Source organism: Kitasatospora sp. NPDC057936 (assembly GCF_042887525.1).
GTDB lineage: Bacteria > Actinomycetota > Actinomycetes > Streptomycetales > Streptomycetaceae > Kitasatospora.
Genome location: NZ_JBHVPD010000055.1, coordinates 23,960 through 50,784, shown reverse-complemented (window position 1 = coordinate 50,784; position 26,825 = coordinate 23,960). Strand labels below are relative to the sequence as shown.

The 26,825-nt window shown below is 74.8% G+C and carries 12 protein-coding genes; 10 read left to right on the top strand and 2 right to left on the bottom strand.

Features of this window, described 5'->3' with window-relative positions; translation table 11 throughout:
• Window positions 1-20 precede the first annotated feature (20 nt).
• On the bottom strand, window positions 21-815 hold the full coding sequence (locus ACFVU9_RS26385; RefSeq protein ID WP_387597406.1) for a class I SAM-dependent methyltransferase: 795 nt from the start codon (window positions 813-815) through the stop codon (window positions 21-23).
• A gap of 114 nt (window positions 816-929) precedes the next feature.
• Between ACFVU9_RS26385 and ACFVU9_RS26380 the strand changes: the two genes are divergently transcribed.
• From ACFVU9_RS26380 to ACFVU9_RS26365, 4 genes are read left to right on the top strand one after another with little or no spacing between them, the layout of a single operon-like run.
• Window positions 930-2,492, top strand: a complete 1,563-nt coding sequence (locus tag ACFVU9_RS26380; protein ID WP_387597403.1) for an ABC transporter substrate-binding protein — start codon at window positions 930-932, stop codon at window positions 2,490-2,492.
• Window positions 2,489-3,442 (top strand): ABC transporter permease, encoded by a 954-nt coding sequence (locus tag ACFVU9_RS26375; protein ID WP_387597400.1) that lies wholly within the window; start codon window positions 2,489-2,491, stop codon window positions 3,440-3,442. The genes ACFVU9_RS26380 and ACFVU9_RS26375 overlap by 4 nt, the downstream gene beginning before the upstream one ends.
• On the top strand, window positions 3,442-5,910 hold the full coding sequence (locus ACFVU9_RS26370; protein WP_387597397.1) for an ATP-binding cassette domain-containing protein: 2,469 nt from the start codon (window positions 3,442-3,444) through the stop codon (window positions 5,908-5,910). Before ACFVU9_RS26375 ends, ACFVU9_RS26370 begins: the two co-directional genes overlap by 1 nt.
• Window positions 5,911-5,943: 33 nt before the next feature.
• Window positions 5,944-6,720, top strand: coding sequence for a thioesterase II family protein (locus ACFVU9_RS26365; protein WP_387597394.1), 777 nt, complete (start codon window positions 5,944-5,946; stop codon window positions 6,718-6,720).
• A gap of 23 nt (window positions 6,721-6,743) precedes the next feature.
• On the opposite strand, the gene ACFVU9_RS26360 is transcribed toward ACFVU9_RS26365, so the two are convergent.
• Window positions 6,744-8,339 (bottom strand): MFS transporter, encoded by a 1,596-nt coding sequence (locus ACFVU9_RS26360; RefSeq protein ID WP_387597391.1) that lies wholly within the window; start codon window positions 8,337-8,339, stop codon window positions 6,744-6,746.
• Window positions 8,340-8,453: 114 nt separating this feature from the next.
• Here ACFVU9_RS26360 and ACFVU9_RS26355 point away from each other — a divergent pair, with 114 nt between their 5' ends.
• From ACFVU9_RS26355 to ACFVU9_RS26330, 6 genes are read left to right on the top strand one after another with little or no spacing between them, the layout of a single operon-like run.
• Window positions 8,454-16,061 (top strand): amino acid adenylation domain-containing protein, encoded by a 7,608-nt coding sequence (locus ACFVU9_RS26355; protein WP_387597388.1) that lies wholly within the window; start codon window positions 8,454-8,456, stop codon window positions 16,059-16,061.
• A complete protein-coding gene (locus ACFVU9_RS26350) occupies window positions 16,058-17,137 on the top strand; it encodes a saccharopine dehydrogenase NADP-binding domain-containing protein (protein WP_387597385.1) in 1,080 nt (359 codons plus the stop codon). The genes ACFVU9_RS26355 and ACFVU9_RS26350 overlap by 4 nt, the downstream gene beginning before the upstream one ends.
• On the top strand, window positions 17,134-19,344 hold the full coding sequence (locus ACFVU9_RS26345; RefSeq protein WP_387597382.1) for a Gfo/Idh/MocA family oxidoreductase: 2,211 nt from the start codon (window positions 17,134-17,136) through the stop codon (window positions 19,342-19,344). The genes ACFVU9_RS26350 and ACFVU9_RS26345 overlap by 4 nt, the downstream gene beginning before the upstream one ends.
• A gap of 5 nt (window positions 19,345-19,349) precedes the next feature.
• Window positions 19,350-20,066: a VOC family protein gene (locus ACFVU9_RS26340; protein ID WP_387597379.1), complete on the top strand. Its 717-nt coding sequence runs from the start codon at window positions 19,350-19,352 to the stop codon at window positions 20,064-20,066.
• Window positions 20,054-21,412, top strand: a complete 1,359-nt coding sequence (locus tag ACFVU9_RS26335) for an FAD-binding oxidoreductase (RefSeq protein WP_387597376.1) — start codon at window positions 20,054-20,056, stop codon at window positions 21,410-21,412. Before ACFVU9_RS26340 ends, ACFVU9_RS26335 begins: the two co-directional genes overlap by 13 nt.
• A complete protein-coding gene (locus tag ACFVU9_RS26330; protein ID WP_387597373.1) occupies window positions 21,409-26,823 on the top strand; it encodes an amino acid adenylation domain-containing protein in 5,415 nt (1,804 codons plus the stop codon). Before ACFVU9_RS26335 ends, ACFVU9_RS26330 begins: the two co-directional genes overlap by 4 nt.
• The last annotated feature ends 2 nt before the right edge of the window (window positions 26,824-26,825 follow it).

Sequence of the window (26,825 nt, the reverse complement as noted above, 5' to 3'; positions counted from 1 at the left end):
CTGCCGGGCCCGATACGGAATCAGCGAACGGCCACCTGGACGCAGCTCGGGCCGCACCGCCAGACCACCCCCACGGACCGGAATCCGGCCGCGCGGAGCAACCGTTCATGGTCGGCAGCCGACAACAGGTTGTCGCCCCCATCGGCCAAGGCCGGGCGCTCGGCCCGCTCCGCCAGCAGCTCGGCGAACGCGGGCTCCCGCGCGGCGGCGTCCCACCACGACTGCCAGTCCTCCCCCTCGACCTCGGCTCGCCGCTCGGCCCGGCGGCGGCCGACGGCGCGAGCGAACGCTGCCATCGCGGGGTCGCCGGGCTCCATGTGGTCACCGTTGACGAGCACCCCACCCGGCCTGAGCGCATCGGACAGGTCGCGGTAGATCGCGCCCAACGCCTCGGCCTGCGGATAGTGCAACGCCGCGCTGGACACCACGGCGTCCAGCGGACGGTCCAGCCCGAGCGCGGTCACCCAACCGGGCTCTCCGATGACGGCGTCCACGTACTCGACCGCGTTCAAGCCGTATGCACGCCCCAGCGCGAGCAGCAACGGGTCGGCGTCGGCAGCGACCACACGCGCGCCCGGCAGGCGGCCGGCAAGCCGGACCGCGAGCGAGCCGGGACCGCAGCCGAGGTCGGCCACCAGCGGCCGCGGGTTCCTCGCGGTCGCCAGCTCCACCACGTCGTCGATCGCCTCAAAGCGCTCCTCGCGGTCGACCGCGTACCTCTCCTGCTGGATCTCCCAGCGCGCGATCCAGGCGGCTGCGGTCGATCGGTCGAGAACCCCGGCGCGACGGGTACGGGCGGGCGAGCGGTCGGACATGAGACCCCCAGGAACCTTATTGAAAAGCATTATCGTTTCATTCTAGAGTGAGGGCCCGCCCTCCGCCCGTTCGAATGAGGTCACGTGACTCCTGATCAGATATCCCGCCGCTCCATGCTCAGAGGCGTCGGCGCCGGCCTCGGGGCTGCCACCGTGAGCGGCCTGCTGGCCGCGTGCGGGAGCGACGGCACGCGGCCGCCGCTCACAGCCGCCACCGGTTCCTCGGTCGCACCCCGCAAGGGCGGGCGGCTGCGGGCCACGTTCGCCGGCTCGGCCGCCGAGTCGACCAGCGTGCTCCAGGCCACCGGCAGCGCGGTCGACTACGTCCGGGCCCGGCTGGTCTGGGACACCCTCGGCGAGATCGAGGACAGCAAGCCGGTCTGGCGGCTGGCCGAATCCGTCGAGCCGAGCCCGGACGCGACCCGCTGGACCGTCCGCGTCCGCGACGGCGCGACCTTCAGCGACGGCCGCAAGCTGACCGCCGAGGACGTGCTGTTCAGCCTGCGCACGCTGGCCACCAACCCGACCACGCAGAGCGGCCTGCTCAGCGCCCTCGACCCGGCCGCCTCCAGCGCCCCGGACCCGCGCACCGTCGTTCTGGCGCTCAAGTCGCCGGACGGCTTCTTCGACCTCGTCCTCGCCCAGTCGATGTTCGTCTTCCCGGCGGGCACCACGGACTTCGAACACTCCGTCGGCTCGGGCCCGTTCGTCCTCAAGAGCTGGTCCCGGGGCGCGAGCAGTCTGCTGACCGCGCGCACCGACTACTGGGGCGCGGCGGCCGGCGGCGGGCCGTACCTGGACGAGATCGAGCTGGTCTCCGTCGCCGACGCCGGGGCCCGCCTGAACGGCCTGAAGGCCGGCCAGTTCGACTACGCCGGCGCCATCTCGCTGGCCGCCGCCCGCGCCGAGGCGAAGAACCCCGCGCTCAGGGTGCTGACCGCGCCGCAGGAACTCTGGAGCGACCTGGCGCTCACCATGAACCTCGGCGCCCACCCCTTCGACAAGCCCGAGGCCCTCCAGGCGCTGCGCCTCGCCGTCGACCGGGACGCGATGGTGCGCACCGTCACCCTCGGCTACGGGGAGGTCGCCGACGACGCGCTCGGCCGTCACCAGTCCTGGTACGACACCTCGCTGCCGCGCCCGGCCCACGATCCCGCGCAGGCCCACACGGTGCTCGCCGCCGCCGGACTCGGCGGCCTCACCCTCTCGGTCCGCACCAGCGACTACGAGTACGGCACGCTGGAGAGCGCCACCGCCTTCGTCCAGCAGGCCAAGGACGCCGGGCTGTCGGTGAACGTCGACAAGATCCCCGCCGCCGACTACTACACCGACATCAAGACCCTGCTCAGCACCCCGCTGCAGACCAACCTCTACCACGCGATGCCGCTGCCGCTGCAACTGTCGATGTACTACGGCTCGAAGGCGTCGTACCCCTTCACCGGGCCCGCCGGTCCGACCTTGGACGGGCTGCTGACGGCCATGCACGCGGCGGTCGGGGACGACGCCAAGCGCACCCGCGCGGTGCACGACGTCCAGCACCACCTCTACGAGCACGGCGGCGACGTGGTCTTCGCGCGGATCCCGCCGGTCGCGGCGGCCAAGCCGAGCGTCCAGGGCGTCAAGGCCCTCGGGTTCTTCGACTACCCGTCCCTGCGCGACGCGTTCCTCGGCGCATGAGGAACGTGCTGAGGCCGCTCCGCGCACTCGGCGGCGCGGCAGGAACGCTCCTGGCCGTCTCCGTCCTGGTGTTCGCCGCCACCGCCCTGGCCCCCGGGGACGCGGCCACCGCCCGGCTGGCCGGTCACGGCGGACCGGAGCGGATCGCCGAACTCCGGCACCAGCTGGGCCTGGACGAGCCGCTGTGGACCCGCTACGCGCACTGGCTGTGGCATGCCGTCCAGGGCGACCTCGGCACCTCCTACGCCAATGGCGAGCCGGTCGCCCGGCTGATCGCCGAGCGGGCCGGCAATTCGCTGCTGCTGGGTGCGGTGACCGCCGTCCTGCTGGTGCCCCTGGCGCTCGGCCTCGGCCTCTGGGCAGGGCTGCGGGCCGGTCAGGCCGCGGACCGCACGGTGTCGGCGGCCACCCTCACGCTGGTCAGCCTGCCCGAGTTCGTGACCGGCACGCTGCTCGTGCTGGTGTTCGCGGTGGGTCTCGGCTGGCTGCCTGCGGTCTCGGTGCCGCCCGCCGGGGAGGGCGTGCTCACCCAACCCCAGCTGCTGGTCCTGCCGGTGGTCACGCTGCTCTCGGTCAGCCTGGCCCAGAACGTGCGGCTGGTGCGCTCGGGTGTGCTCACGGCCACCGGCTCGGACGCCGTCCTCGCCGCGCGACTCGGCGGAGTGCCCGAACACCGGGTCGTGCTGCGCTGGGTAATGCCCGCCGCCGTCGTGCCCGCCGTCCCGGCGTTCGCCCGCTACCTCGCCTATCTGCTGGGCGGGACGCTGGTCGCCGAGACGCTGTTCGGCTACCCCGGGCTGGCGGCCGCGCTGGTGAACGCCACCGCCTCCCGGGACACCCCGGTCGTGCTGGGCTGCGCCCTGCTGGTCGCGTGCCTGACCATCGTGCTCAACCTGCTGGCCGACCTGCTCGCCCGAGCACTCAATCCCGCTGCTAGGACAACGAGTTGATGATACGAAAGAGGCGGGTCCAGACAGTCGCCGCGGGTGGCGTGCTCATCGCCGTCGTCTTGCTCGCCATGCTCGGCCCGCTGTTCGCCCCACACGGGAGCGGCGAGGTCCTGGACATGCCGTACGCACCCGCCGGCGGCGCGGCCCCGCTGGGCACCGACCACCTCGGCTCGGACGTGCTCAGCCGGCTCCTGGCCGGCGGACGGGCGCTGCTGGTGCAGTCGACGGCCGCACTCGCCGCCGCGTACGGGCTGGGCGCGGCCGCCGGGATGCTCGCGGCGCTGCGCGGTGGGCGCCTCGACACCTGGGTGCTGCGTGCGACGGACGTGCTGCTGAGCCTGCCCGGCTTCCTACTCCTGAGCGTGACCGTGGTGGCGCTGGGGCACGGCGGGTTCGGGGTCGGCGCGGCGGCCGCCGTGGTGCTACTGCCGGAGGTCGTCCGGGTGGTGCGCGCGGCGACCCTCCAGGCGCTGCAACACGACTACGTCGAGGCGGCGTTGGCGCGCGGCGAGCGCACCGGGTACGTCCTGCTGCGCGAGGTGCTGCCCAACCTCGCGCCGGTGCTGGCGGCCGACGCCGGGGTGCGGTTCGTCGGAGCGGTGTTCATCGTCTCCACCGCGTCGTTCCTCGGGTACGGCACCCAACCACCGTCGGCGGACTGGGGGTTGATGATCCTGGAGAACCGGGACGGGCTCGCCCTGCAGCCGCTCGCGGTCGCCGTGCCCGCGGCCGCGATCCTGGTCCTGCTGCTGTCCGCGAACCTGCTGGTCGACACCGCCTCTCCGGCTGCCGCTCGGGCAACCCCCCGACCTCGTCGCCGAGTTGCCACGCCCAACGATGCCCCGAACGGCGCCCCGGACAACGGCTCCGTGCTGCGCGTCCGCGGGCTCTGCCTGGCCGGGCCGGACGGTGCGCCGGTGCTCGACCACGTCGACCTGAACCTGCCGCCGGGCCGGATCCTGGCGCTGGTCGGCGCGTCCGGCAGCGGGAAGACCACCCTCGCCCTCGCCGCGCTCGGCGAGATCCGCCCCGGGCTCGCGCTGCGGTCCGGGCAGGTCGGACTGGCCGGGCACCCGGTGCTCGACCTGGCGCCCCGGCCGCTGCGGCGACTGCGCGCCCGGCACTCCGGGTACGTCCCCCAGGACCCGCGCACCTCGCTCGCCCCGACGCTGCGCGTGGCCGACCAGATCGGCGAGTTCCTGCGCGCCCGGGCCGTTCCCCGCGCCGAACGGCCCGAGCGGATCCGCGCGGCGCTGCGGCTGGCCCGGCTGCCGGACGACCCCGCCTTTCTGCGCCGACGGCCGTACGAGCTCTCCGGCGGGCAGCGGCAGCGCGTCGCCCTGGCCTGCGCGCTCGCGCACCGGCCCGACCTGCTGGTGCTCGACGAGCCGACCAGCGCGCTCGACCCGGCCACGGCCGCCGCCCTGCTGGCGGACGTCCGGCGGCTGCGCGAGGACGGCGGGCCGGCGGTGCTGTTGGTCGCCCACGACCTGGCCCAGGTGACCTCGGTGGCCGACGAGGTGGCCGTCCTCGACGCCGGGCAGCTGGTCGAATGGGGACCGGTCGCCGAGGTGCTCGCCCGACCGGAGAGCGAGGCCGGGCGACGGCTGGTGGCGGCCGCCCGGGCAAGCACGCTCCCGGCCGCGCGGCCTGCGACCGGGGCCGCCGATTCGACACGGGTGCTGGACGTCGACGCGCTCTCCGCCCACCGCGGTGGCCGTGCGGTGCTCTCCGGCATCGCCCTCGCCGTCGCACCCGGTGGTTGCCTGAGCGTGGTCGGCCCGTCGGGCAGCGGGAAGACCACCCTGCTGCGCTGCCTCGCCGGGCTGCACCCCGAATGGACGGGCACCGTCCGGCTCGCTGGCGACGCACTCCCGGCAGGGCTGCGAATGCGCGGCCGCGACCAGCTCCGCCGCGTCCAGCTCGTACCGCAGGACCCCCAGGACTCGCTGAACCCGCGCCACCCGGTGGGCCGCATCATCGCGCGCCCGCTGGGTCTGTTCCGGCCGGAGCTGGACGCCGAGGCCGTACGCGCCGAGGTGCACCGGCTGCTGGGGCGAGTCGGCCTGACCGCGGAGCACGCCGGACGGCGGCCCGGAGAGCTGTCCGGCGGGCAACGCCAGCGGGTCGCCCTCGCCCGCGCCCTCGCCGCGCAACCCGAGGTGCTGCTCTGCGACGAAGTCACCAGCGCACTGGATCCGCCGACGGCCGCCACCGTCGTCGCCCTGCTGGACGAGCTGCGCCGGGACCTGGGCGTCGCGCTGGTCGTCGTCACGCACGACCTCTCGGTGCCCGCCCGGATCGGCGGCACGCTCGCGGTGCTCGCCGACGGCACGGTCCGCGAGAGCGGGCCGGTGCAGCGGGTGCTGTCCGCGCCCGCCGACCCGGTGACCGCCCGGCTCGTCGCCGCCGTACCGGACCTGCCGGACCCGGCCGGCCTCGCGATCCCCGACCCCGCCCAGCGCTGACCGAATCCGTGACGACCACGAGGACCCGGACCAATGCCCGACTCCCGATGGCTGCGCCGCCCGCGCCCACGCCCGTACGCCTCGCTGCGTCTGATCTGCCTGCCGCACGCGGGCGGTTCGGCCGCGCTCTACCGGACGTGGGCCGAGCTGCTCCCACCCCAGGTGGACCTCGTCCTCGTCTGCCCGCCGGGCCGGGCGGAGCGCCTCGACGAGCCGATACCGCCCGACCTGGCGGCCATGGTGGCCGAACTGGCCGATGCGGTGGGCCCGTTGCTGGACCGGCCGTGGGCGGTGTTCGGACACAGCATGGGTGCGACGGTCGGACACGAGCTGGCCCTGCACCTGCTGCGCCGGGGCCACCGGGCGCCCGCCCACGTGTTCGTCTCGGCGCGCGAGGCGCCTCAGCACCACCGCGGCGGCACCGTCCACCTGCTCGACGACGCCGCGCTGTGCGCCGAACTGGCCCGGCTGGGCGGCACGGACCCGGCGGTACTGGAGCTGCCCGAGCTGCTGCGTCTGGTCCTGCCGGCCGTACGGGGCGACTACCGGCTGATCGAGACGTACCCGGCCGCCGCCGAGGGCCTGCTCCCCTGCCCGGTGACCGCCCTGACCGGTGTCCAGGACACCGAGCTCACTCCCGAGGAGGCGGCCGGCTGGTGTGAGTGGACCAGCGGCCCGTTCGAGTCGCTGGCCTTCCCCGGCGGGCACTTCTACCTCTCCGAGCAGCCCCGGGCGGTGCTGGACGCCCTCCTGGAGCGGCTGCTGTCCTCGGCTGGGGCGAGCGGCGGGCCCGGTCACCGGAAGGGGTGACCGGGCCCGTGGCTCGCCTTGCATCAGCTGCTCCGGTCGGCGTCCTGCTCGCGGATCAGCACCAGACTCGCCCCGGCAGCGACCAGGGCGGCGATGCCGGCGATCAGGAAGATGGTGGACAGGGCGCCGGTGTAGCCGGAGTGGGCCAGGTCGAGCAACTCGCCACGAGCGGCCGCGGGGAACGGGGCGGCCGCCGCATCGAACTGGCCCGCCGTGACGAGCCGGTGGACCTGCCCGGCACCGCCCGACTGCCCGCCCAGGCGGTCCAGGGCCTCCGGCGACAGAACGTTTCCGACCTTGGCGGTCAGGACCGCGCCGAACACGGCCACGCCGGTCGCCGTACCCAGCGGGAAGAAGCTGTTGGCCGCGCCGGAAGCGGTGCCGGCCCGCGCGGCCGGGACGACGCCGACGGCGAGGGCGAGCAGGTGCGGCAGGGTCAGACCGGCGCCCGCGCCCACCAGCACCAGCATCGGCAGCACGACCGTCCAGCCGTCCCCGGGGCCGATGCCCACGGCGGTGAACAGGCCTACGGCCACCAGCACCATCCCGAGCGCCAGGACCCGGCCGATCGACATCACCTTGGTCAGCAGCGAGCTGACCGCGGCGCCGGCCACCAGGGCGAGGGACTGGGCGAGCAGGACGAACCCGATCCGCAACGGCGAGAGCCCGAGCATGCCGCCCAGCCACAGGGTGAGGAAGGGCAGCAGGCCGAAGCTGAAGACCCGGGCCGCGAAACTCAGCAGCACCGCACCGCTGAAGGTGGGGATCGCGAACAGTCGCAGGTCGAGCATCGCCCGCTCGCCGAGGCGCCACTGCACGACGGCGAACGCCACCGCCAGCACCGCCCCGGCGCCGAGCAGGGCGAGCACCCGCGGCGCGGACCAGCCCTGCTCCGCGCCGGTCAGCATGCCGTAGTTGAGGGCAAAAAGGGCGAGCACCGCCAGCACCGCGCCGACCCGGTCGACCGGCTGCGCCGCGCCGGGGGCGGCGCTCTCGGGCACCCGGCGCGCGGTGCCGTAGAGGATGACCAGCCCGATGGGGACATTGACCGCGAACAGGAAGGGCCAGCTGAGCCACTCGACGACCACGCCGCCGACCAGCGGGCCGAGCGCCGCCGAGACCGCGCCGCCGGCCGTGAACAGGCCGATGGCGCTGGTCCGGGACCGGGCGGGAGCGCCCTCGTACGCCCCGGCGATCAGCGCCAGCGATGTGCCCAGCACCATCGCGCCGCCCGCGCCCTGGACGGCGCGGGCCGCGATCAGCACGGCCGCGTTCGGCGCGAGCGCGCAGGCGGCCGAGGCGGCGGTGAAGAGCGCGACCCCGGCGAGGAAGATCCGGCGGCGGCCGATCCGGTCGGACACCGAGCCGGCCGTGAGCAGCAGCGCGGCGAAGCTGAGCGTGTAGGCGTTGACGATCCACTGGAGGGAGTCGAGCGAGGCGTCGAGGTCCTCCCCGATCTTCGGCAGGGCCACGTTGACGACCGTGATGTCCAGGGTCATCATCGCGGCCGCCAGTGAGGTCAGCGCGGTCGTCCAGCGCCGCCCGGAGAGCACGTCGGCTGACGTGTCCGCCTGGTCAACTTCCTTATCTTCTACGGGTCCTGTCGTGGAGTTGGTCATCCCCGCCCCTTCGTGGCCGGTGTTCTCGAATGCCCTGGACGCTAGCAGTAGATGGAAATGGTTTTCAATGCTATTAAGATACGAGCACACCGCACCGAAGGAGAGGAGCCCCTGTTGTCTCAGGTATCCGGGCCGCCGCCCATCGATCTGCCGAAGGCCGTCGGCGAGCTGCTGGGCCTGCCCGCCGAGGAGGTGGCCGAGCATGCCAACCTGATCGAACTCGGGCTGGACTCACTGACCTTGATGCGCCTCGCGGGCCGGCTTCGGCAGCACGGCCTCGACGTCGGCTTCGCCGACCTGGCCGCCGAACCCCGGCTCTCCGCCTGGCACTCGCTGCTCGACAGACAGCCGGGCACAGCGACGGCCCGTCCGGCGCCGGCCGCCGTCGACGAGTCGGCGCCGTTCGAGCTGGCCCTGATGCAGCACGCGTACTGGGTCGGGCGCGAGGAGGGTCAGCAACTCGGCGGTGTGGCAGCGCACTTCTACCATGAGTTCGACGGCGCCGGCGTCGATCCGGCCCGGCTCGAAGACGCCGTCCGGGCCGTGCTGGCCCGCCACGGAATGCTGCGGGTGCACGTCCTCGACGACGGCCGTCAGCGGATCGCGCCGGACACCACCTGGCCGGGCCTGCGCGCGCACGACCTGCGCGAACTCCCCTCCGCCGAGGCCGAGGACCGGCTGGCGGAGCTACGCCGATGTCTTTCGCACCGTTCCCTGGACATCGCGAGCGGCGAGGTCTTCGACGTCCAACTCTCACTGCTCCCCGATGAGTTGAGGCCTGACGGAACCCGGCTGCACATCAACCTGGACATGGTCGCCGCCGACGCGCTGAGCCTGCGGGTCCTGCTGGCCGACCTGGCCCGCGCCTACACCGAGCCCGACCGGCCGCTGCCGCCCCTGGACTACAGCTACCCGCGGTACCGCGCCGACCGGGCCGCGGCCGCCGACCCCGACGCCGAACACGCGGACCGGGCGTACTGGCAGGCCCGACTGCCCGACCTTCCGTCGGCGCCCCAACTGGCCCTCGCGCCTGATGCGTTCGCCTCCGCCGCCACCACGGTCGTCCGTAGACACCGCAGGCTCGACGCCGAGGCCGTGCACGCCTTCGACCGCCTGGCCCGCCGACACGGACTCACCCCGGCCATGGCGCTCGCCGCCGTCTTCGCCGAGACGCTGACGGCCTTCAGCGCCGAGCCTGACGTCCTGCTCAACCTGCCACTCTTCGACCGTGCCCCGCTCCACCCCGAAGTGGGCGAACTGGTCGGCGACTTCACCTCCTCGGTCCTACTCGCTTGGGAGGGCTCCGCCCCCGGCACCTTCGCCGAGCGCGCCACCCGCCTCCAGAGCCGGTTCCACGCGGACGCCGCACACGCCGGCCACTCCGGCGTCGAGGTCCTGCGCGACCTCTCCCGTCTGCACGGCGAGCGCGTGCTCGCACCGGTCGTCTACACCAGCGCCCTCGGGCTGGGCGAACTGTTCGCCCCCGCGGTCCGCGAGGCGTTCGGCGAGGCCTCCTGGATCATCTCCCAGGGCCCGCAGGTCTGGTTGGACGCCCAGGTCACCGAGGTCGACGGCGGGCTGCTGGTCAACTGGGACGCCCGCGAGGACGCCTTCGCCCCCGGCATCCTGGACGCCATGTTCGCCGCCTACGGCACCCTGCTCGACCGACTGCTCGACGGCCCGGACGCCTGGGGCGCACCCGTTCCGCCACTGCTCCCCGCTGCCCAACTGGCCGTCCGGGAACGGGCGAACGACACCGCGCACACCCGCTCCGGCGCCCGACTGCACGACACCTTCTTCGCCCGCGCCGCCGCGCACCCCGACGTCCCGGCCCTGCTCTGGGGCGAGAGCGGAGCACTGGGATACGGAGAGCTGGCCCACCGGGCCCTGCGCCTGGCCGCCCACCTGCACGACCGGGGCGTCCGCCCCGGTGACCTGGTGGCCGTCACCCTGCCCAAGGGGCCCGACCAGGTCACCGCCGTCCTCGCCGTCCTCGCCGCCGGCGCCGCCTACCTGCCGCTCGGCATCGACCAGCCCGAGACCCGTCGCGCCCGGATCCACACCTCGGCGGGCATCCGGCTCGTCCTGGACGACGTCACCGTCCCCGCCGACGTCGAGCCCCTGGCCGGCCCGCTGCCGGGCGCCGACACCGACCTCGCCTACGTCATCTACACCTCCGGCTCGACGGGCGAGCCCAAGGGCGTCAAGATCCCGCACGCGGCCGCCGTGAACACCGTCGAGGACCTCGACGAGCGGTTCGCCATCGGGCCCCGGGACCGCACCCTGGCGCTGTCCGCCCTGGACTTCGACCTGTCCGTGTACGACGTCTTCGGCCCGCTGTCGGCCGGCGCGGCGGTGGTCTGCGTCGAGGAGCCGGACCGCCGGGACGCCACCGTCTGGGCCGAGCTGATGCATCGCCACCGCGTCACCGTGGTCAACTGCGTGCCCGCGCTGCTGGACATGCTGGTCACCGCGGCAGCCGACGGCCCCGCACCCGCGCTGCGCACGGTGCTGCTCGGCGGCGACTGGGTACCGCTGGAGCTGCCCGGAAGGCTCGCCGCCCTCGCGCCCGGCTGCCGGTTCGTCGCCCTGGGCGGCACCACCGAGACGGCCATCCACTCCACCGTCTGCGAGGTCCCCCGGCCGGTCCCGGCCGACTGGTCATCGATCCCGTACGGCACACCGCTGCGGGGCGTCGTCTGCCGGGTGGTCGACCCGCTCGGACGGGACCGGCCGGACTGGGTGCCGGGCGAGCTGTGGATCGGCGGCGCGGGCCTCGCCCGCGGCTACCGGGGCGACGCCGAACGGACCGCCGAGCGCTTCGTCGAGGCCGACGGACGGCGCTGGTACCGCACCGGCGACCGGGCCCGCTACCGGCCGGACGGCACCCTGGAGTTCCTCGGCCGGGCCGACCACCAGGTCAAGGTGCGCGGCCACCGGATCGAACTCGGCGAGATCGAAGCCGCGTTGACCGTCTTCCCCGGCGTGGCGCAGGGCGTCGCCGTGGTCTGCGCGGACGGCAGACTCGGGGCCGCGCTCACCGCCGACCGGGAGCGCGCGGCCGCCGACTGGCAGGCGCTGGCCACCGTGGGCGCGCTGCGGGACGGCCGCGCTTCCGCTCTCGACCCGGCGGCGCTGCGTGCCTTCCTCGCGGAACGGCTGCCCTCGGCGATGGTGCCCGAGCGGATCGCCGTGCTGCCCGGACTGCCGCTGACGCCCAACGGGAAGGTGGACCGGGCAGCCCTGCGCCAGGTGCTGGCGGCCGGGGACCTTCCGGACACCACCCCCGTCACGGCTCCGGTCGGCGCGGCCGAGGAGGCCGTCGCCGCCGCCTGGACGGAGGTGCTCGGCGCGGCCGCCGTCGGCCGGGAGCACGACTTCTTCGCCCTCGGCGGCGACTCCCTGTTGGCGACCCGGCTGGTCGGCCGGCTGCGCGCGGCGGGCTACGGGCAGGTCCGGCTCGCCGAGCTGTTCGCCCGGCCGGTCCTCGCCGACTTCGCGGCGACGCTGCGGCCGGACGCCGCACCGGCCCCAGCCCCCGTCCTCGCAGCGGACCCGGCGGGCCGCCACGAGCCGTTCCCGCTCACCGACGTCCAGCGCGCGTACTGGCTGGGCCGGGGCAAGGGCTTCACCCTCGGCGGGATCGGCTGCCACTTCTACCGCGAGTACGACCTCGACGACCTCGACCCGGACCGTCTGGAGGAGGCGGTCAACCGGCTGGTCGCACGGCACGAGATGCTGCGGGCGGTCGTCGACGAGCGGGGCGAGCAGCGCGTCCTGCCCGAGGTGCCCCGCTTCACGATCCCGCTGGCCGAGGCCGGCCCCGACCCCGAGGCCGCGTTCGCCGAGCTGCGGGAGAGCGCCTCCCACCAGGTCTTCGACCCGGGCGTCTGGCCCCTGTTCTCGATCCGCGCGGTGCGCTCGGGCCGTCGGACCAGGCTCGGCATCGGGATGGACAACCTGGTGCTGGACGCGCTGAGCATCCTGCGCTTCTACGCCGAACTCGGCGCCGTGTACCAGGACCTGGACGCCGAACTCCCGCCGCTGGACGTCTCGTTCCGCGACTACGTGCTCGGCGCGGCGCCCGCCCCCGAGGCACTGACCGCTGCCCGGGAGTACTGGTCCGAGCGGCTCGCCGAGCTCCCGCCCGCGCCGCAGCTGCCGCTCGCCGTCGATCCGTCGGAGGTGGCGCGCCCGTACTTCACCCGGCGCGAGGCGCGGATGTCCGCCGAGCGGTGGCGGCCGATCGCCGACCAGGCGCGCGAGCACGGCCTGACCCCGTCGGCGGTGCTGCTCGCCGCCTTCGGCGAGGTGCTGGGCCGCTGGAGCGCGCGGCCGGACCTGACGCTCAACCTCACCCTGTTCGACCGCCGGGAGGTGCACCCGGACATCGAGCGGGTGCTGGGCGACTTCACCTCGCTGGTCCTCGTCCCCGTGCGCCCCGAGCGCGACGAGGGCTGGCTGGCCACGGCCCGGCGGGTGCAGGAGGAACTGTGGCGGGCGCTGGACCACCGGGAGCTGTCGGCCGTCCAGGTCCTGCGCGACCTCGCGCGCCGTACCGGTGAACCGGAGACCACGATGCCCGTGGTGTTCACCAGCGCCCTCGGGGTCGGCGCCGGCGCGCCGGACGGCCCCTTCGCCGAGCACGTGTGGGGGGTGTCCCAGACACCGCAGGTCTGGCTGGACCACCAGGTCACCGAGACCGCCGACGGCGGGATCCGGCTGAACTGGGACGCGGTCGAGGAGCTCTTCCCCGACGGCGTGCTGGACGCGATGCTCGCCGGCTACCTGCGGCTGCTCGACCACCTCGGCGCCGCCGACTGGCACCAGCCCGCGCCCGAGCTGCTGCCGGAGGCGCAGCGGCTGGTGCGTCGGCAGGTCAACGCCACCGGCACGGAGGCGCCGGCCGGGCTGCTGCACGGCGGGTTCTTCCGTCGGGCGGCCGAACAGCCGGACCGGACCGCCCTGGTGTGGGGTGACGGCGAGGCGTGGACGTACGGCGAGCTGGCGCAGCGGGCGCTGCGGCTGGCGGCGGTGCTGCGCCGGCGCGGGGTGGAGCCCGGCGAGGTGGTGGCGGTGACGCTGCCGAAGGGGCCGGAGCAGGTCGTGGCCGTTCTCGGGGTGCTGGCGGCCGGGGCGGCGTACCTGCCGGTCGGGGTCGATCAGCCGACGGCGCGGCGCGAGCGGATCCACCGCCTGGCGGGGGCCCGGTTCGCGGTCACCGACGAGGCGGGGACGGGGGACGACGGTATCCGTAGGATCGGGATCTCCGAGGGCAGGGAGGCGCTGCCCGCGCCGGTCGCGACCGGTCCGAAGGACCTCGCCTACGTGATCTTCACCTCGGGGTCGACCGGCGAGCCGAAGGGCGTCGAGATCGCCCACCGCTCGGCGGCCAACACCGTGGACGACGTCAACGAGCGCTTTGCCGTCGGGCCGGAGGACCGCGTTCTCGCGGTGTCCGCGCTGGACTTCGACCTCTCGGTGTACGACGTGTTCGGCCCGCTGTCGGCGGGCGGCGCGGTGGTGCTGGTCGAGGAGGAGGCCCGGCGGGACGCCCGGCGGTGGCTGGAGCTGGCGCGCCGCCACCGGGTGACGGTGTGGAACTCCGTGCCCGCGCTGCTCGACATGCTGCTCACCGTGGCGGAGACCGGTCCGGCGCCCGAGCCGCTGCGGCTGGCGCTGGTCTCCGGCGACTGGGTCGGCCTCGACCTGCCGGGCCGCTGCACGGCACTGCTGCCGCACTGCCGGTTCGTCGCGCTCGGCGGCGCGACCGAGGCGGCCATCTGGTCCAACTCCTTCGAGGTGCGCGAGGTCGACCCGGCCTGGCCTTCGATCCCGTACGGCCGGCCGCTGCGCGCCCAGCGGTTCCGGGTGGTGGACGGCTTCGGCCGGGACTGCCCGGACTGGGTGCCGGGCGAGCTGTGGATCGGTGGCGCGGGCGTGGCCCGCGGCTACCGGGGAGCGCCCGAGCTGACGGGGCGCCGGTTCGTCGAGTGGGCGGGCGGGCGCTGGTACCGCACGGGGGACCTCGGCCGCTACCGGCCGGACGGCACGCTGGAGTTCCTCGGCCGGGCGGACCAGCAGGTGAAGCTCCGGGGCCACCGGATCGAGCTCGGTGAGATCGAGGCGGCGCTGCGGTCGCATCCGGCGGTGGGCCGCGCGGTCGTGGCGGTGGTCGGGGAACGGTCCGGGCGGCGGCTGGCGGCAGCGGTCGTTCCGGCGGTCGCACCGCAGGAGGTGTCGCCGACCGGAACCGTCCGGACGACCGTGGCGGCGGCGCGGGCCCGGCAGGTGGAGGCCGAGGCGGCGGAGGAGGTGCTGATCCGACTGCTCGGTCCGGACGGGCTCGACGGCCCGCAGCACCTGGACGCGCTGGCCGCCCGGCTGGAGGTGACGGAGGAGCACCGGCCGGTCCTGCGGCTGTGGCTGCGGTGGCTGGTCGAGCGGAAGGTGCTGGTCGAGGAGGGCAACGGGTACAGCGCCGGGCCGGAGCTCGCCGTCGCCCTGACCCGCGGCGAGCCCGACACGGGTTCCGACGCGTACGGCGCCCTGATCGTCCGCGCCCGGCGGCAGCTGCTCGACCGGGTGGCGGACTACCGGGCGATCCTGGCCGGGCGGCTCGACCCGTCCGTCCTGCTGGACGACGACGTACTCGCCCCGGCGAACCTCGCGGCCGCCGATCCCGGCGGTGCGGCGGCCCTGGCCGGGATCGCGCGGGAGTTGGCCGACCTGGCCGAGGCCGCCGGCCGCCCCATCGAGGTGGCCGAGCTGGACGGGCGCGCGGGCCGCACCGCCGAGCAGCTGCTCGGCCTGCTCTCCCCGGCGCAGGTGCGCTACACCCTGCTCGACCCCTCGGCCGCGATGGTCACCGCCGCGTCCCGGCGCCTGGCGGAGCAGCCGCACGCCGTCTGCCACCAGCTGCCGGACCAGCGGATACCCGAGGAACTGCGGCACCGCTTCGACGTGGTGGTGGCGGACAACGTGCTCCACCGCTACCCCGAGCCCGAGCAGGGGCCGGCCCTGGCCGCCCTGCTGCTGCGGCCCGGCGGGCGACTGCTGGCCGTCGAGCGGGCCGAGCTGACCCCGGTGGCGCTGCTGACGGCGGGCCTGCTCGACCGCGGCTACGTCACCTTCGACCGGGCGCGTCGGCTGGCCGGCACGCCGATGCTGCCGGCGTCGCGCTGGGCGGAGCTGTTCGCCCGGGTCGGTCTGCACGAGGCCGGCCACCTGGCGGTCGGCGACTCCTTCATGGAGCGGCTCTGGGCCCGGCGGCCGGAGGCCTCGCTCGACCCCGACCCGGCCGACCTGCGCGATCACGTGGCGGCCTTGCTGCCGGCGCACATGGTGCCGGAGCGGATCGAGGTGCTGCCCTGGCTGCCGCTGAGCGCCAACGGGAAGGTCGACCGGGCAGCAGTCACCGCGGCGCTGGCCGAGGGCGGTGACGAGGACGCCGATGAGCCGCCGCAGGGCGAGCTGGAGGAGCAACTCGCGGCCATGTGGGTGGAGTTGCTGGGGCTGGCGGTCGTCGGCCGACGGCGGAGCTTCTTCGAGCAGGGCGGCGACAGTCTGCTGGCCACCCGTTTCCTCGCCCAGCTGCAGCAGCGTTTCGGTGTGGAGCTGCCACTGCGCCGGATGTTCAACGGGCCCGGCCTCGCCCAGGTGGCGGCGGCCGTGGCCGAGGAGCTCGCACAGCACGACGACCTTGAGGAAGGCACTCTGTGATCGGCATCATCGGCGGCTACGGCGCGGTCGGCGCCCAGGCCGCCCGGCTGCTCGCCGCCCGGGGCGCGGGCCCGCTGCGGATCGGTGGTCGACGCCTGGAGCGTGCGGCCGAGCTGGCCGCCGCCCTGCCCGGCCCGGCCGAGGCCGTACGGGTCGACGTGGCGGACGACGCCTCGCTGGCCGAGTTCGTCGCCGGCTGCCGGGTCGTCGTGCACTGCGCGGGGCCCTCGCACACCTCGGCCGCCCGGGTGGCCCGGGCGGCGCTGGCGGCGGGTGCGCACCACGTGGACGCGGGCGCGCCGGATCAACTCGCCGACAGCGACGGTACGTTCAGCACGGTGTTCGCGGCGGGCGCGCTGCCGGGGCTCTCCGGGCTGCTCCCCCGCTGGCTCGCCGGGCAGGGCTTCGCCACCGTGCACGGGCTGACCTGCTACGCGGCGGTGCTCGACCGCTTCACCGCCACGGGCGCGGAGGATTACCTGCACGGCGTCCTCGGCGGCGGCAACGAGCCACTCGCCGCCTGGCAGGGCGGTGGGCGCCGGGCAGGGGCGCTGGCGCGGCAGTCCGGGCTGCGGCTGCCGCTCCTGCCGCGCTCCGTCGCCGCCTACCCGTACCTCGATGCCGAAGGCGAGCGGCTGGCGCACGACCTCGCCCTCGACCACGGCCGCTGGTACACCGTGCTCGACGGCGAGCACCTGCCGGCCGCGCTCGACGCCGCCCGTGGGCTCGACCGGGCCGAGGCCGTCGCGGGCCTGTGCCGGGCGACCGCCCTGGACACCGCCGGGCGCACCCCGTACGCGGCGCTGTTCGTCCAGCTCGACGGCACGGCCGACGGGCGCCCCCTGAGCCGGACGGCCGTGCTGCGCGCGCCCGGCATCGCCGAGCTGACCGGAGCCGTCACGGCGGCGGCCGCGCTGGCGGTGCTGCTGGGCGAGGTGCCGGCCGGGGTGCACTGGGCGGACGCGGTGCTCGATCCGGCCGCGACCGTCGAACGGCTCCCGGGCGCCATGGAGTTGACCGTGACCGACGGGCCGATCGGCGATCTCGTCGATCTCGTCGAGGAGGGAGTGCTGTGACCGGCCGCCGACTGCGAACCGTGGTGTGCGGGACGACGTTCGGGCAGTTCTACCTCGCCGCACTGGCCCGGCTGCCCGAGGAGTTCGAGATCGCGGGCGTGCTCGCGAGGGGCGGGCCCCGCTCCGTCGAATGCGCCCGCCGGTTCGGGGTGCCGCTGTTCACCGAGGTCGACCAACTGCCGGAGGACATCGACCTGGCCTGCGTCGTGGTGCGGTCGGGGGTAATGGGCGGGCCCGGCACCGAGCTCGCGCTGCGGCTGCTCGGCCGTGGCGTCCACGTCCTCCAGGAGCAGCCCGTCCACCACGACGACCTGGCCCGCTGTCTGCGCGAGGCGCGCCGGAACGGCGTGCGGTACCGGCTCGGCGACCTGTACGTCCGGCTCCCGGCGGTGCGCCGCTTCACGACGGCGGCACGCCGGCTGCTCGGTGAACAGCCGGCCCTGTCGGTGGACGCGGCCTGCTCGATGCAGGTCGCCTTCCCGCTGGTGCACCTGCTCGGCGACGCGCTCGGCAGCCTGCGTCCCTGGCGGATCGATCCCCCGTCGGGCCCGGCGGACGGCCCGTTCACGGTGCTGACGGGAGTACTCGGCGCCGTGCCGCTGACGCTGCGGGTGCAGAACGAGGTCGACCCGGCGGACCCGGACAACCACATCCAGCTGCTGCACCGGGTGACGATCGCCACGGCGGGCGGCACGCTCAGCCTGACCGACCCGCACGGACCGGTGTTGTGGCACCCCCGGCTGCACATCCCCGACGCGGTGAAGGAGCGCTTCGACTTCGACGGCCCGGACACCGGCCACCTCGCCGAACCGGCCACGACCGTGCTCGGCCCCGCCGGACCGCCGCCCTACCGGGAGGCGCTGAGCCGGACCTGGCCCGAGGCGATCGGCGCCGACCTGCTGGCACTGCACGCGGGCATCCTCGGCGAGCCGGAGGCCGAACGGCCCGACCAGTACCATCTGACCCTCACCCGACTGTGGCAGGACCTCACCTCCCGGCTCGGCTACCCCACGCTGCGGCCGGGGCAGGCTCACCAGCCCTTCCCCGTCGGCGAGTTGCTGGCGACGGTGGACGATGCGGCCGTCGTACCGCCCGCCCTGGACGGCCTGGTCGAGGCGGCGGCAGGAGCCGCCGAGCTCCAGGTGCGCGGCGTCGGAGCCGTGCAGGTCCGCGCCTTCGTCGAGCAGTTGGACGAGGCCGTGCTCGCCGGCATGCTGCTGGCACTACCGGGGGCCCTCGGCACCCTGGAGGAGATCCTCGCCACCGCCCGGGTAGCACCGGCCCATCACGGCCTGGTCGAACGCTGGCTGGCCGTTCTGGCCGAGCGTGGTCGGGTCGTCCGAGATGGCGAGCGATTCGTCGCGACCCGGACGGTCCGGCACGCCGAGGCGGCCGAGGCCTGGGACCGCGCGGCGGCCCTGTGGGCGGACGGGCTCGGCGCGCCCGAGTTCGTCGACTACCTGCGGCTCAACGCCGAACGGCTGCCCGCCCTGCTGAGCGGTGAGCAGCAGGCCGCCCTGCTGCTCTTCCCCGAGGGGCGCACGGAGCTCGCGGACACCGTCTACCGGGAGACGATCACCGCCCGCTACCTCAACACGGCCGTGGCGACCGCCGTCCGCCGCCTCGTCCCGGCCGACGGGCGACCGCTGCGGGTGCTGGAGGTCGGGGGCGGCACCGCCGCGACGACCGAGGCGGTCGTCCGGGCCCTGACGGTGACGGGCACGGCCGCGCCGAACGTCGACTACCTGTTCACCGACGTGTCCCGCTTCTTCCTCGGCCCCGCCAGGGAGCGGTTCGCCCGCCACCGCTGGCTGCGGCTCGGCGTGTACGACGTCGACCGGGCCCCACGCGAACAGGGACACTCCCCCGGCTCCTTCGACGTGGTCATCGCCGCCGGCGTGCTGAACAACGCCCGCGACACCGACGCCACCGTCCGCGCCCTGGTCGAACTCCTCGCTCCCTGCGGCTGGTTGCTGGTCACCGAGCCGACCCGCGAGCACCTGGAGATCCTCACCTCGCAGGCGTTCATGATGACCGCCCCCGAGGACGCCAGGGCGAAGACAGGCCGCACCTTCCTCTCCCCCGGCCAGTGGCTGGACGTGTTCGCCGGGGCGGGCCTGCGGCAGGTGCGGACGCTGCCGGCCGAGTCCCATGTCCTGGCTCCGCTCGGGCAGCGGCTCTTCGTCGCCCGCAAGGCCGAGAAATGAGAACCATGGAACTGACGTGCAGTCACGTCCTGTGCAAGGTCGACGACATCCGGGCGGCCGTACGGGACTTCACCGACCTCGGCTTCACCGTGGAGTGGGGCAGCGCACCGGCGAAGGCCCACAACGCGCTGATCTGGTTCGAGCAGGGCCCGTTCATCGAGCTCTTCGAACTCCCCTCCCGGTTCGCCCTGTTGCGCGGACCGTTCGGCCTCGCGTACGGCTCGGCAGCGAGCACCCGGCTCGCCAAGTGGGCCCGAGCGGGCGAGGGGTGGCGCGATGTCGCGCTGGAGACCACCGGCTTCGAGCTGTCCGGGACCCGCCGCGACCTGCGCGCCCGGGGTCTCCCGGCCTCCCGCGTCATGACCGGCCGCCGGACCAGGCCCGACGGACAGCCGGTCCGCTACCGGTTCCTCACCCCCGCCCCGGCCGGGCTCCCGTTCGTCGTCTCCGCCTACCACCCGCCGCAGCGGCCCGCTCATGTGGCCCACCCCAACGGCGCGCTCGGCGTCTCCCGGGTGCGGCTGGGCGTGGCCGCGAGCGACCGCGCCGCCTTCGACACGCTCGTCGGCGCGGACCCGTGGCTGACGCCCGAGCCCGCCGACCGCACCGGTGTCCTACACGTGGACCTGACCGGGCTGACGCACCCACTCGACGCCGCCGCTCTGCACGGCGCCGAGCTCGGCCCGGCCGCGTCGGAGCGGAGCGCACGATGGAACTCCTGACCCCCGCGAGCCCGGGCTACGACCGCGCCCGCCGGGTCCGCAACGCCCGGATCGACCGCCGCCCGGCGCTGATCGCCCGGTGCGCCGACGCCGATGACGTCACAGCCGCCCTCGCGCTCGCCCGTCGGCGCGGCCTGCCGGTGGCGGTGCGCGGCGGCGGCGCCCACGTGGCCGGCTGGGGCACCTGCGACGACGGGATGGTGCTCGACCTCAGCGGCATGAAGCGCCTCGAGATCGACCCGGACGCCCGCCTGGCGATCGCCGAACCGGGCCTCACCTGGGGCGAGTTCGACGCCGCCACGCAGCAGCACGGCCTCGCCCTGCCCGGGCCGCGCAACACCGACGTCGGCATCGCCGGCCACACCCTCGGCGGCGGGGTCGGCGACCTGTCCCGCCAGTTCGGGCTGACCAGCGACAACGTGGTCTTCTTCGACCTGATGACCGCAGACGGCCGCCGGGTGCGGGCCAGTGCGGACGAGCACCCGGAACTGTTCTGGGGCCTGCGCGGCGGGGGCGGCAACTTCGGCGTGGTGGTCCGGTTCGGCTTCCGGCTGCACCCGGTCACCCACGTGCTGGCCGGCCCGCTCGTCCACCCGGCCCGCCATGCACCGGCCGTCCTGCGGACCGCCCGGGACTGGCTCGCCACGGCGCCCGACGAGGCGTCGCTGGTCGCGCTCGCCTGGACGGCCCCGCCAGTGCCGTTCGTCCCAGAGCAGCTGCACTTCGAGCGCTCGGTCGTGCTGATCCCCACCTGGTTCGGCGCGCCCGAACAGGGCGACGAGGTACTCGCGTCGCTCCGGAACGTGGGACCGCGGCCGGTCTCGGACGGCGTACGACGGATGCGGTACGCGGACTACCAGCGGCTGCTGCCCTCCCCGCCCGGCTTCCGGGAGCAGAACGTCTACAACCGCGGCGAGTTGCTGCCCGAACTGTCCGACGCCGTCATCGACGACCTGCTCACCCGCTGGGCCGCCGCCGGGCCGAACTTCTCCGTGGTCCTCGGCGCCCTCGGCGGGGCCATCGGCCGTGCCCCGGCCGGGCCCACCGCCTTCACCCACCGCGACGCCCGCTGGTTCGTGGAGATCTGCGCCCAGTGGTACGGCGCGCCGGAGAGCGCCGTCCACCTGCGGCCGGCCCTCGACGGCTGGCGCGCCCTGCAGCCCGTGACCCGCGGACCGTACCTGAACCTCCTGCCCGACCCCGAGCCCGAGTGGGTGCGCGCCGCATACGGCCCAGCCACCTACGAGCGGCTGGTCCGGCTCAAGACGACCTGGGATCCGGACAACGTGTTCCGGTTCAACGCCACCATCCCCCCGCGACTCGAAGAGGACACCCGAGAAGCATGAGCGTCACCGAACTGATCACCGAACTCCGCGGCGCGGGCGTCCAGTTGTGGGAGGAGGCGGGCCAGCTGCGCTACCGCGCGCCCAAGGGCGCGCTCGGCCCCGAGCGGCTCGCCGCGCTGCGGCAGGCCAAGGAGGCCGTCCTGGCGCAGCTGCGGTCCGAGGGCGAGCGGCCGCTCGTCGTCCCCGATCCGCAGTCCTGTCACGAGCCCTTCCCGCTGACCGACGTCCAGGCCGCCTACCTGCTCGGCCGGGGCGGGGCCTTCGAACACGGCGGCGTCGCCTGCCACGTCTACCTGGAGGTCGGATACCCCGATCTCGACCCGGCGGCCGCCGAGGCCGCCTGGAACCGGCTGATCCGGCGCCACGACATGCTCCGGGCCGTCATCGCAGCCGACGGCCACCAGCGGGTGCTGCCGGAGGTGCCGCACCTCGCCGTCCCCGCCACCGATCTGCGCGGCGCCGGCGGCACCGACGCCGTCGAGGCCGAACTCGCCGCCGTCCGCGAGGACTTCGGCCACCGGGTGTACGAGACCAGCAGCTGGCCGCTGTTCGACCTGCGGATCACCAGGGCCGAGGGGCGGGCCGTGCTGCACCTGTCGATGGACTTCCTGATCGCCGACTGGGCGTCCATCTGGCTGCTGCTCGCCGAGTTCGAGACGCTGCACGCTACCCCGGACGCCGAACTCCCGCCGCTGGAGCTGCGGTTCCGCGACTACCTGCTCGCCGAGCGCGGCCTGCGGGAGTCCGACCGCTTCCAGCGCGACCGCGACTACTGGTGGGCCCGGCTGGACGAACTTCCGCCCGCGCCCGACCTTCCGCTCGCGGACCGCACGCCCGCCGAGCACCCGGCTGAGCGTCCGGCCGAGGCCCGCTTCCGGCGGCGCTTCCTCAAACTGGACGCCACCGCATGGGCGGACCTCAAGCGCCGGGCGCAGGAGCGCGGCCTCACCCCGTCCTCCGTGGTGCTCGCCGCCTACGCGGCCGCGATCGAGCGCTGGAGCCGCAGCCCGCGCTTCGCGCTCAACCTCACCGTGCTGAACCGCCTTCCGCTGCACCCCGAAGTCGACCGCGTGGTGGGCGACTTCACCTCGGTCAACCTGCTGGCCGTCGACTGGGCCGACGGCAGCACCTTCGCCGAGCGAGCAAAGAGCGTGAGCGGACAGCTCTTCGACGACCTCGACCACCGGCTCTGCTCCGGCGTCGAGGTGCTGCGCGAACTCGCCCGCCGCCGGGGCCGCGAGGCGGCGCTCATGCCGATCGTCTTCACCAGTGCGATCGGCCTCGGCGAGGCGGGCATCGGCACCGACGCACGGGCCGTCGGCCGGCTCGACGGCTTCGGCATCACCCAGACCCCGCAGGTGTTCATCGACTGCCAGGCGATGGACGACGCCGAGGGCCTCCAGGTCAACTGGGACGTCCGCGAGGGGATCTTCCCGGACGGCCTCGCGGACGACATGTTCGCCGCCTTCGAAGCCCTGCTGCGCTCCCTGGCCACCGCCGACGCACCCTGGGACGCCGACCAGGCCGTCCCCCTGCCCGCCTGGCAGGCCGAGGAGCGCCGCCGCGCCAATGACACCCGGGCCCCGCTGCCGAACACCCTGCTGCACCACGGCGTGTTCGCCCAGGCCGCCCGCACGCCGGACCGGCCCGCGCTGCTCGGCCCGCGCGGCACCGTCAGCCAGGGCGAACTCGCGGGCCGGGCCGCCGCCGTGGCCGAGGCGCTGAAGCAGGCCGGCTGCACTGCGGGCGAACACGTCGCGATCGTCATGGACAAGGGGCCCGAGCAGGTCGCCGCCGTGCTCGGCACCCTGCTCGCCGGGGCCGTCTACCTGCCGGTCGACACCGTCCAGCCGCCGCTGCGCCGGGCCGCCATCCTGGCCGACGCCGGGGTCCGGCACGTGCTCTCCCAGTCCTGGGTGGACACCGGTCCCGATGCCATCGCCGTCGACCGGCTGGCACCCGCCGCACCCCCGACCACCCTGCCCGGGGGCGACCCCGGCGCGCCCGCGTACGTGATCTACACCTCCGGCTCCACCGGCCGCCCCAAGGGCGTGGTGATCAGCCACCGGGCCGCCGGCAACACCATCGCGGACATCAACCGCCGCTTCGGTGTCACCGCCGAGGACCGCGTCCTGGCCCTCGCCCACCTGGGCTTCGACCTCTCGGTGTACGACGTCTTCGGGCCGCTCGCGGTCGGCGGCGCCCTCGTCCTGCCCGACCCCGAACGCCGCGCCGACCCCTCGCACTGGGCCGAGCTGGCCGCCGAGCACGGCGTCACCCTGTGGAACTCGGTGCCCGCGCAGCTGCAGATGCTCTCCACCTACCTGGAGACCGAGCCCGGCCTGGACCTGCCCGCGCTGCGCCTGGCCCTGCTCTCCGGCGACTGGATCCCGCTCACCCTGCCCGACGCCGTCACCACCCGCCTGCCCGGCCTGGAGGTCGTCTCCCTCGGCGGCGCCACCGAGGCGGCCATCTGGTCGATCGCCCACCCGTACCGCGGCCTGGAGCCGGGCTGGCGCAGCATCCCGTACGGGCGGCCGCTCGCCAACCAGGGCTTCCGGGTGCTGGACGCATCGCTGCGCGACTGCCCGGTGTGGACGGCCGGCGAGCTGTACATCTCCGGCGCGGGCCTGGCCCAGGGCTACCTCGGGGACGAGGAGACCACGGCGCAGCGGTTCGTGCTGACGCCCGGAGACGGGCAGCGCCTGTACCGCACCGGCGACTTCGGCCGGTACCTGCCGGGCGGGGAGATCGAGTTCCTCGGCCGTGAGGACACCCAGGTCAAGGTGCGCGGCCACCGGATCGAGCTCGGCGAGATCGAGTCCGCGCTGCTGGAGCACCCCGCCGTCGCGGCGGCCGGGGTGGTGCTGGACGGCTCGGGTGCGGAGCGCGGGCTGCTCGGCGTGGTGGAGAGCGCCCGGGTGGCCGAGGCGGTCCGCCCGGATGACCGGGCGCTGATCGAGGACGCCCGGAAGGCCGCCGAGTCCACCCTCGGCGGCCTCGACCGGGACACGGTCACAGCCTTCGCCGATCGTCTCGACCGGGCCGTGCTCGCCTCGATGGCGCTGGCCCTGCGGGAGGTGGCCGGCGAGGTCGCCGAGCAGCACCGGTGGCTGGCCGAGCGCTGGCGGGCCGTCCTGGCCGAGACCGACGTGGATGCGGCCACCGTGGACGAGGCCGTCGTCGCCGACCTCTGGACGGATGCCGGAGCGACCTGGACGGCCGAACTCGGCTCGCCCGAGTTCCTCTCCTATCTGCGGCGCAACGCCGACCGGCTCCCCGACCTGCTCACCGGCCGTCAGGACCCGGTGGAGCTGCTCTTCCCCGAAGGCGGCCTGGACACCACCCGCGCCCTGTACCGCGAGAACGCGATGGCCCGGTACCTGAACAGCGCGGTGAGCGGCCTGTTCCGCCGCATCGCCGCTGATGCCGCCACCGACCGCGACCGGCCGCTGCGCGTCCTGGAGGCCGGGGCCGGGACCGGGGGCACCACCGAGAACGTGCTGGAGGCCCTCTCCAGTGTCGACTGCGACTACCTGTTCACCGACGTCTCGCCGTTCTTCCTGCCCGAGGCGCGGGCCCGGTTCGGTGACCGCCCGGGCGTCCGGTTCGGCCTGTTCGACGTGGACGGCGACCACCGCGCCCAGGGCCTGGCCCCGAACTCCTTCGACGTGGTGCTGGCCGCCGGCGTGCTGGAGAACGCCCGGGACGTGCGGGCCGCGCTCGACCGACTGGTGGACCTGGTCGCGCCCGGCGGCTGGCTGATGCTCACCGAGCCGACCCGGGAGCACCCGTGGATCCTCGCTTCCCAGGCCTTCCTGATGACCCCGCCGGAGGACGACACGCGCCGCCACGGCCCGTCCTACCTGGACCGTGACCAGTGGCTCGGCCTCCTCGCCGACGCCGGGGCCCCGCTGGTGCACAGCCTGCCCGCGGACGACCACGCCCTGGCCCCCCAGCACGTCCACCTGTTCGCCGCCCGGCTGAAGACCGACCGCATGCCGGTGACCGAGGCCGAGCTGCGCGGCCACCTGGCGGCCCGACTGCCCGCGCACATGCTGCCCTCGCACCTCCAGGTCGTGGACGCCCTTCCGCTGACCGGCAACGGCAAGGTCGACCGCCGTACCCTGCGCACCTGGCGCCCGGCGGCCGACGCCTCCGCGCGGACGGCGGCCACGGACCGGCCGGCCGACGAACTCGAGTCCCGCCTGGCCGAGTTGTGGGCCGCAACGCTCGCCGTCGACGCGATCGGTCGGACCGAGAGCTTCCACGAGCGCGGCGCGGACTCCCTGATCACCGCACGGATGGCCGGACGGCTCCGCGAGGAGCTGCCGGAGGCCCACGACGTCCCCTTCGACACCCTGCTGCGGCAGATGCTCAACCAGCCGACCGTCGAGGCCCTCGCCCGCTTCCTGCGCGGGCGCGCCACCCCGGACACCACCCCCGAGGGCCGGCGCGGCACGACCGGCAACGCCCTGCTGGTGCCGTTCGGCACCGGCGGCGACGGCCCGCTGCGCGTCCTGTTCCACGCCGGCCTCGGCACCATGGACTGCTACCGGCCGCTCGCCAAGGAGCTGGTCGCCCAGAACCTGGGCCCGGTGCTCGGCATCGTCGTCGACGACCCCGAACGGTACTGCGCGCTCGACCCCGCCGAGGTGATCGAGCGGGCCGCCGACGACTACGCCGAACGCCTGCTGACCGAGGGGCACCAGCGCGTCCAGCTGGTCGGCTACTGCCTGGGCGGCCTGTACGCCACCGAGGTGGCCCGGCGGCTCGACGAGCGCGGCGTCCAGGTGGAGGACCTGGTGCTGGCCAGCAGCCACCCGGTGGTCTTCGACGTCGAGGACGACCTGATGATCGAGACCCTGTTCATCCCCAACCTGCACATCGAGCTCACCCAGGCGGGCTTCGACGGGATCGACCCGGACGCGGCCGTCCACGCCTTCATGCAGGTGATCGAGCGCAACGGCGGCCGGGTGCCGGCCGGCTCGCTGGTCGAGGTCGGCGGCGACCCCGCGTCGGACTCCGTCGCCGCCTACTTCCGCCGGCTGTCGGAGCACACCCGCGAGGAGCGCTTCGCCCGGTACGCGAAGGCCGCGACCGAGGTCACCGGCCAGGAGCTGATGCCCGAGATGGCCGAGGGAATGTTCCGGGTCTTCCGGCAGAGCTTCCGCTCCGCGCGTTTCACGCCGCCGCCGTACGCGGGCGACATCCGCTTCCTGCGCCCGCGCGGCGCCTCGGGCTTCGCCCCCGGCATGGACGAGACCACGCTCGCCTTCTGGCGCGACGTCTGCCTCGGCGAGTTCGCCGTGACCGACATCGAGGGCAACCACTTCAGCTGCATCGAGGAGCGGAACGCCCGCGCCGTCGCCGACCTGATCGCCGCCCCGTTGCGCGCCGCCGCCCGCTGACC

What these genes read in the sequence shown, in the direction of transcription:
- ACFVU9_RS26335 (WP_387597376.1), top strand. Translation starts at nt 20,054, where the DNA reads ATGGAACTCCTGACCCCCGCGAGCCCGGGCTACGACCGCGCCCGCCGG.
- ACFVU9_RS26380 (WP_387597403.1), top strand. Translation starts at nt 930, where the DNA reads ATGCTCAGAGGCGTCGGCGCCGGCCTCGGGGCTGCCACCGTGAGCGGC.
- ACFVU9_RS26370 (WP_387597397.1), top strand. Translation starts at nt 3,442, where the DNA reads ATGATACGAAAGAGGCGGGTCCAGACAGTCGCCGCGGGTGGCGTGCTC.
- ACFVU9_RS26360 (WP_387597391.1), bottom strand. Translation starts at nt 8,339, where the DNA reads ATGACCAACTCCACGACAGGACCCGTAGAAGATAAGGAAGTTGACCAG.
- ACFVU9_RS26340 (WP_387597379.1), top strand. Translation starts at nt 19,350, where the DNA reads ATGGAACTGACGTGCAGTCACGTCCTGTGCAAGGTCGACGACATCCGG.
- ACFVU9_RS26365 (WP_387597394.1), top strand. Translation starts at nt 5,944, where the DNA reads ATGCCCGACTCCCGATGGCTGCGCCGCCCGCGCCCACGCCCGTACGCC.
- ACFVU9_RS26385 (WP_387597406.1), bottom strand. Translation starts at nt 815, where the DNA reads ATGTCCGACCGCTCGCCCGCCCGTACCCGTCGCGCCGGGGTTCTCGAC.
- ACFVU9_RS26375 (WP_387597400.1), top strand. Translation starts at nt 2,489, where the DNA reads ATGAGGAACGTGCTGAGGCCGCTCCGCGCACTCGGCGGCGCGGCAGGA.
- ACFVU9_RS26330 (WP_387597373.1), top strand. Translation starts at nt 21,409, where the DNA reads ATGAGCGTCACCGAACTGATCACCGAACTCCGCGGCGCGGGCGTCCAG.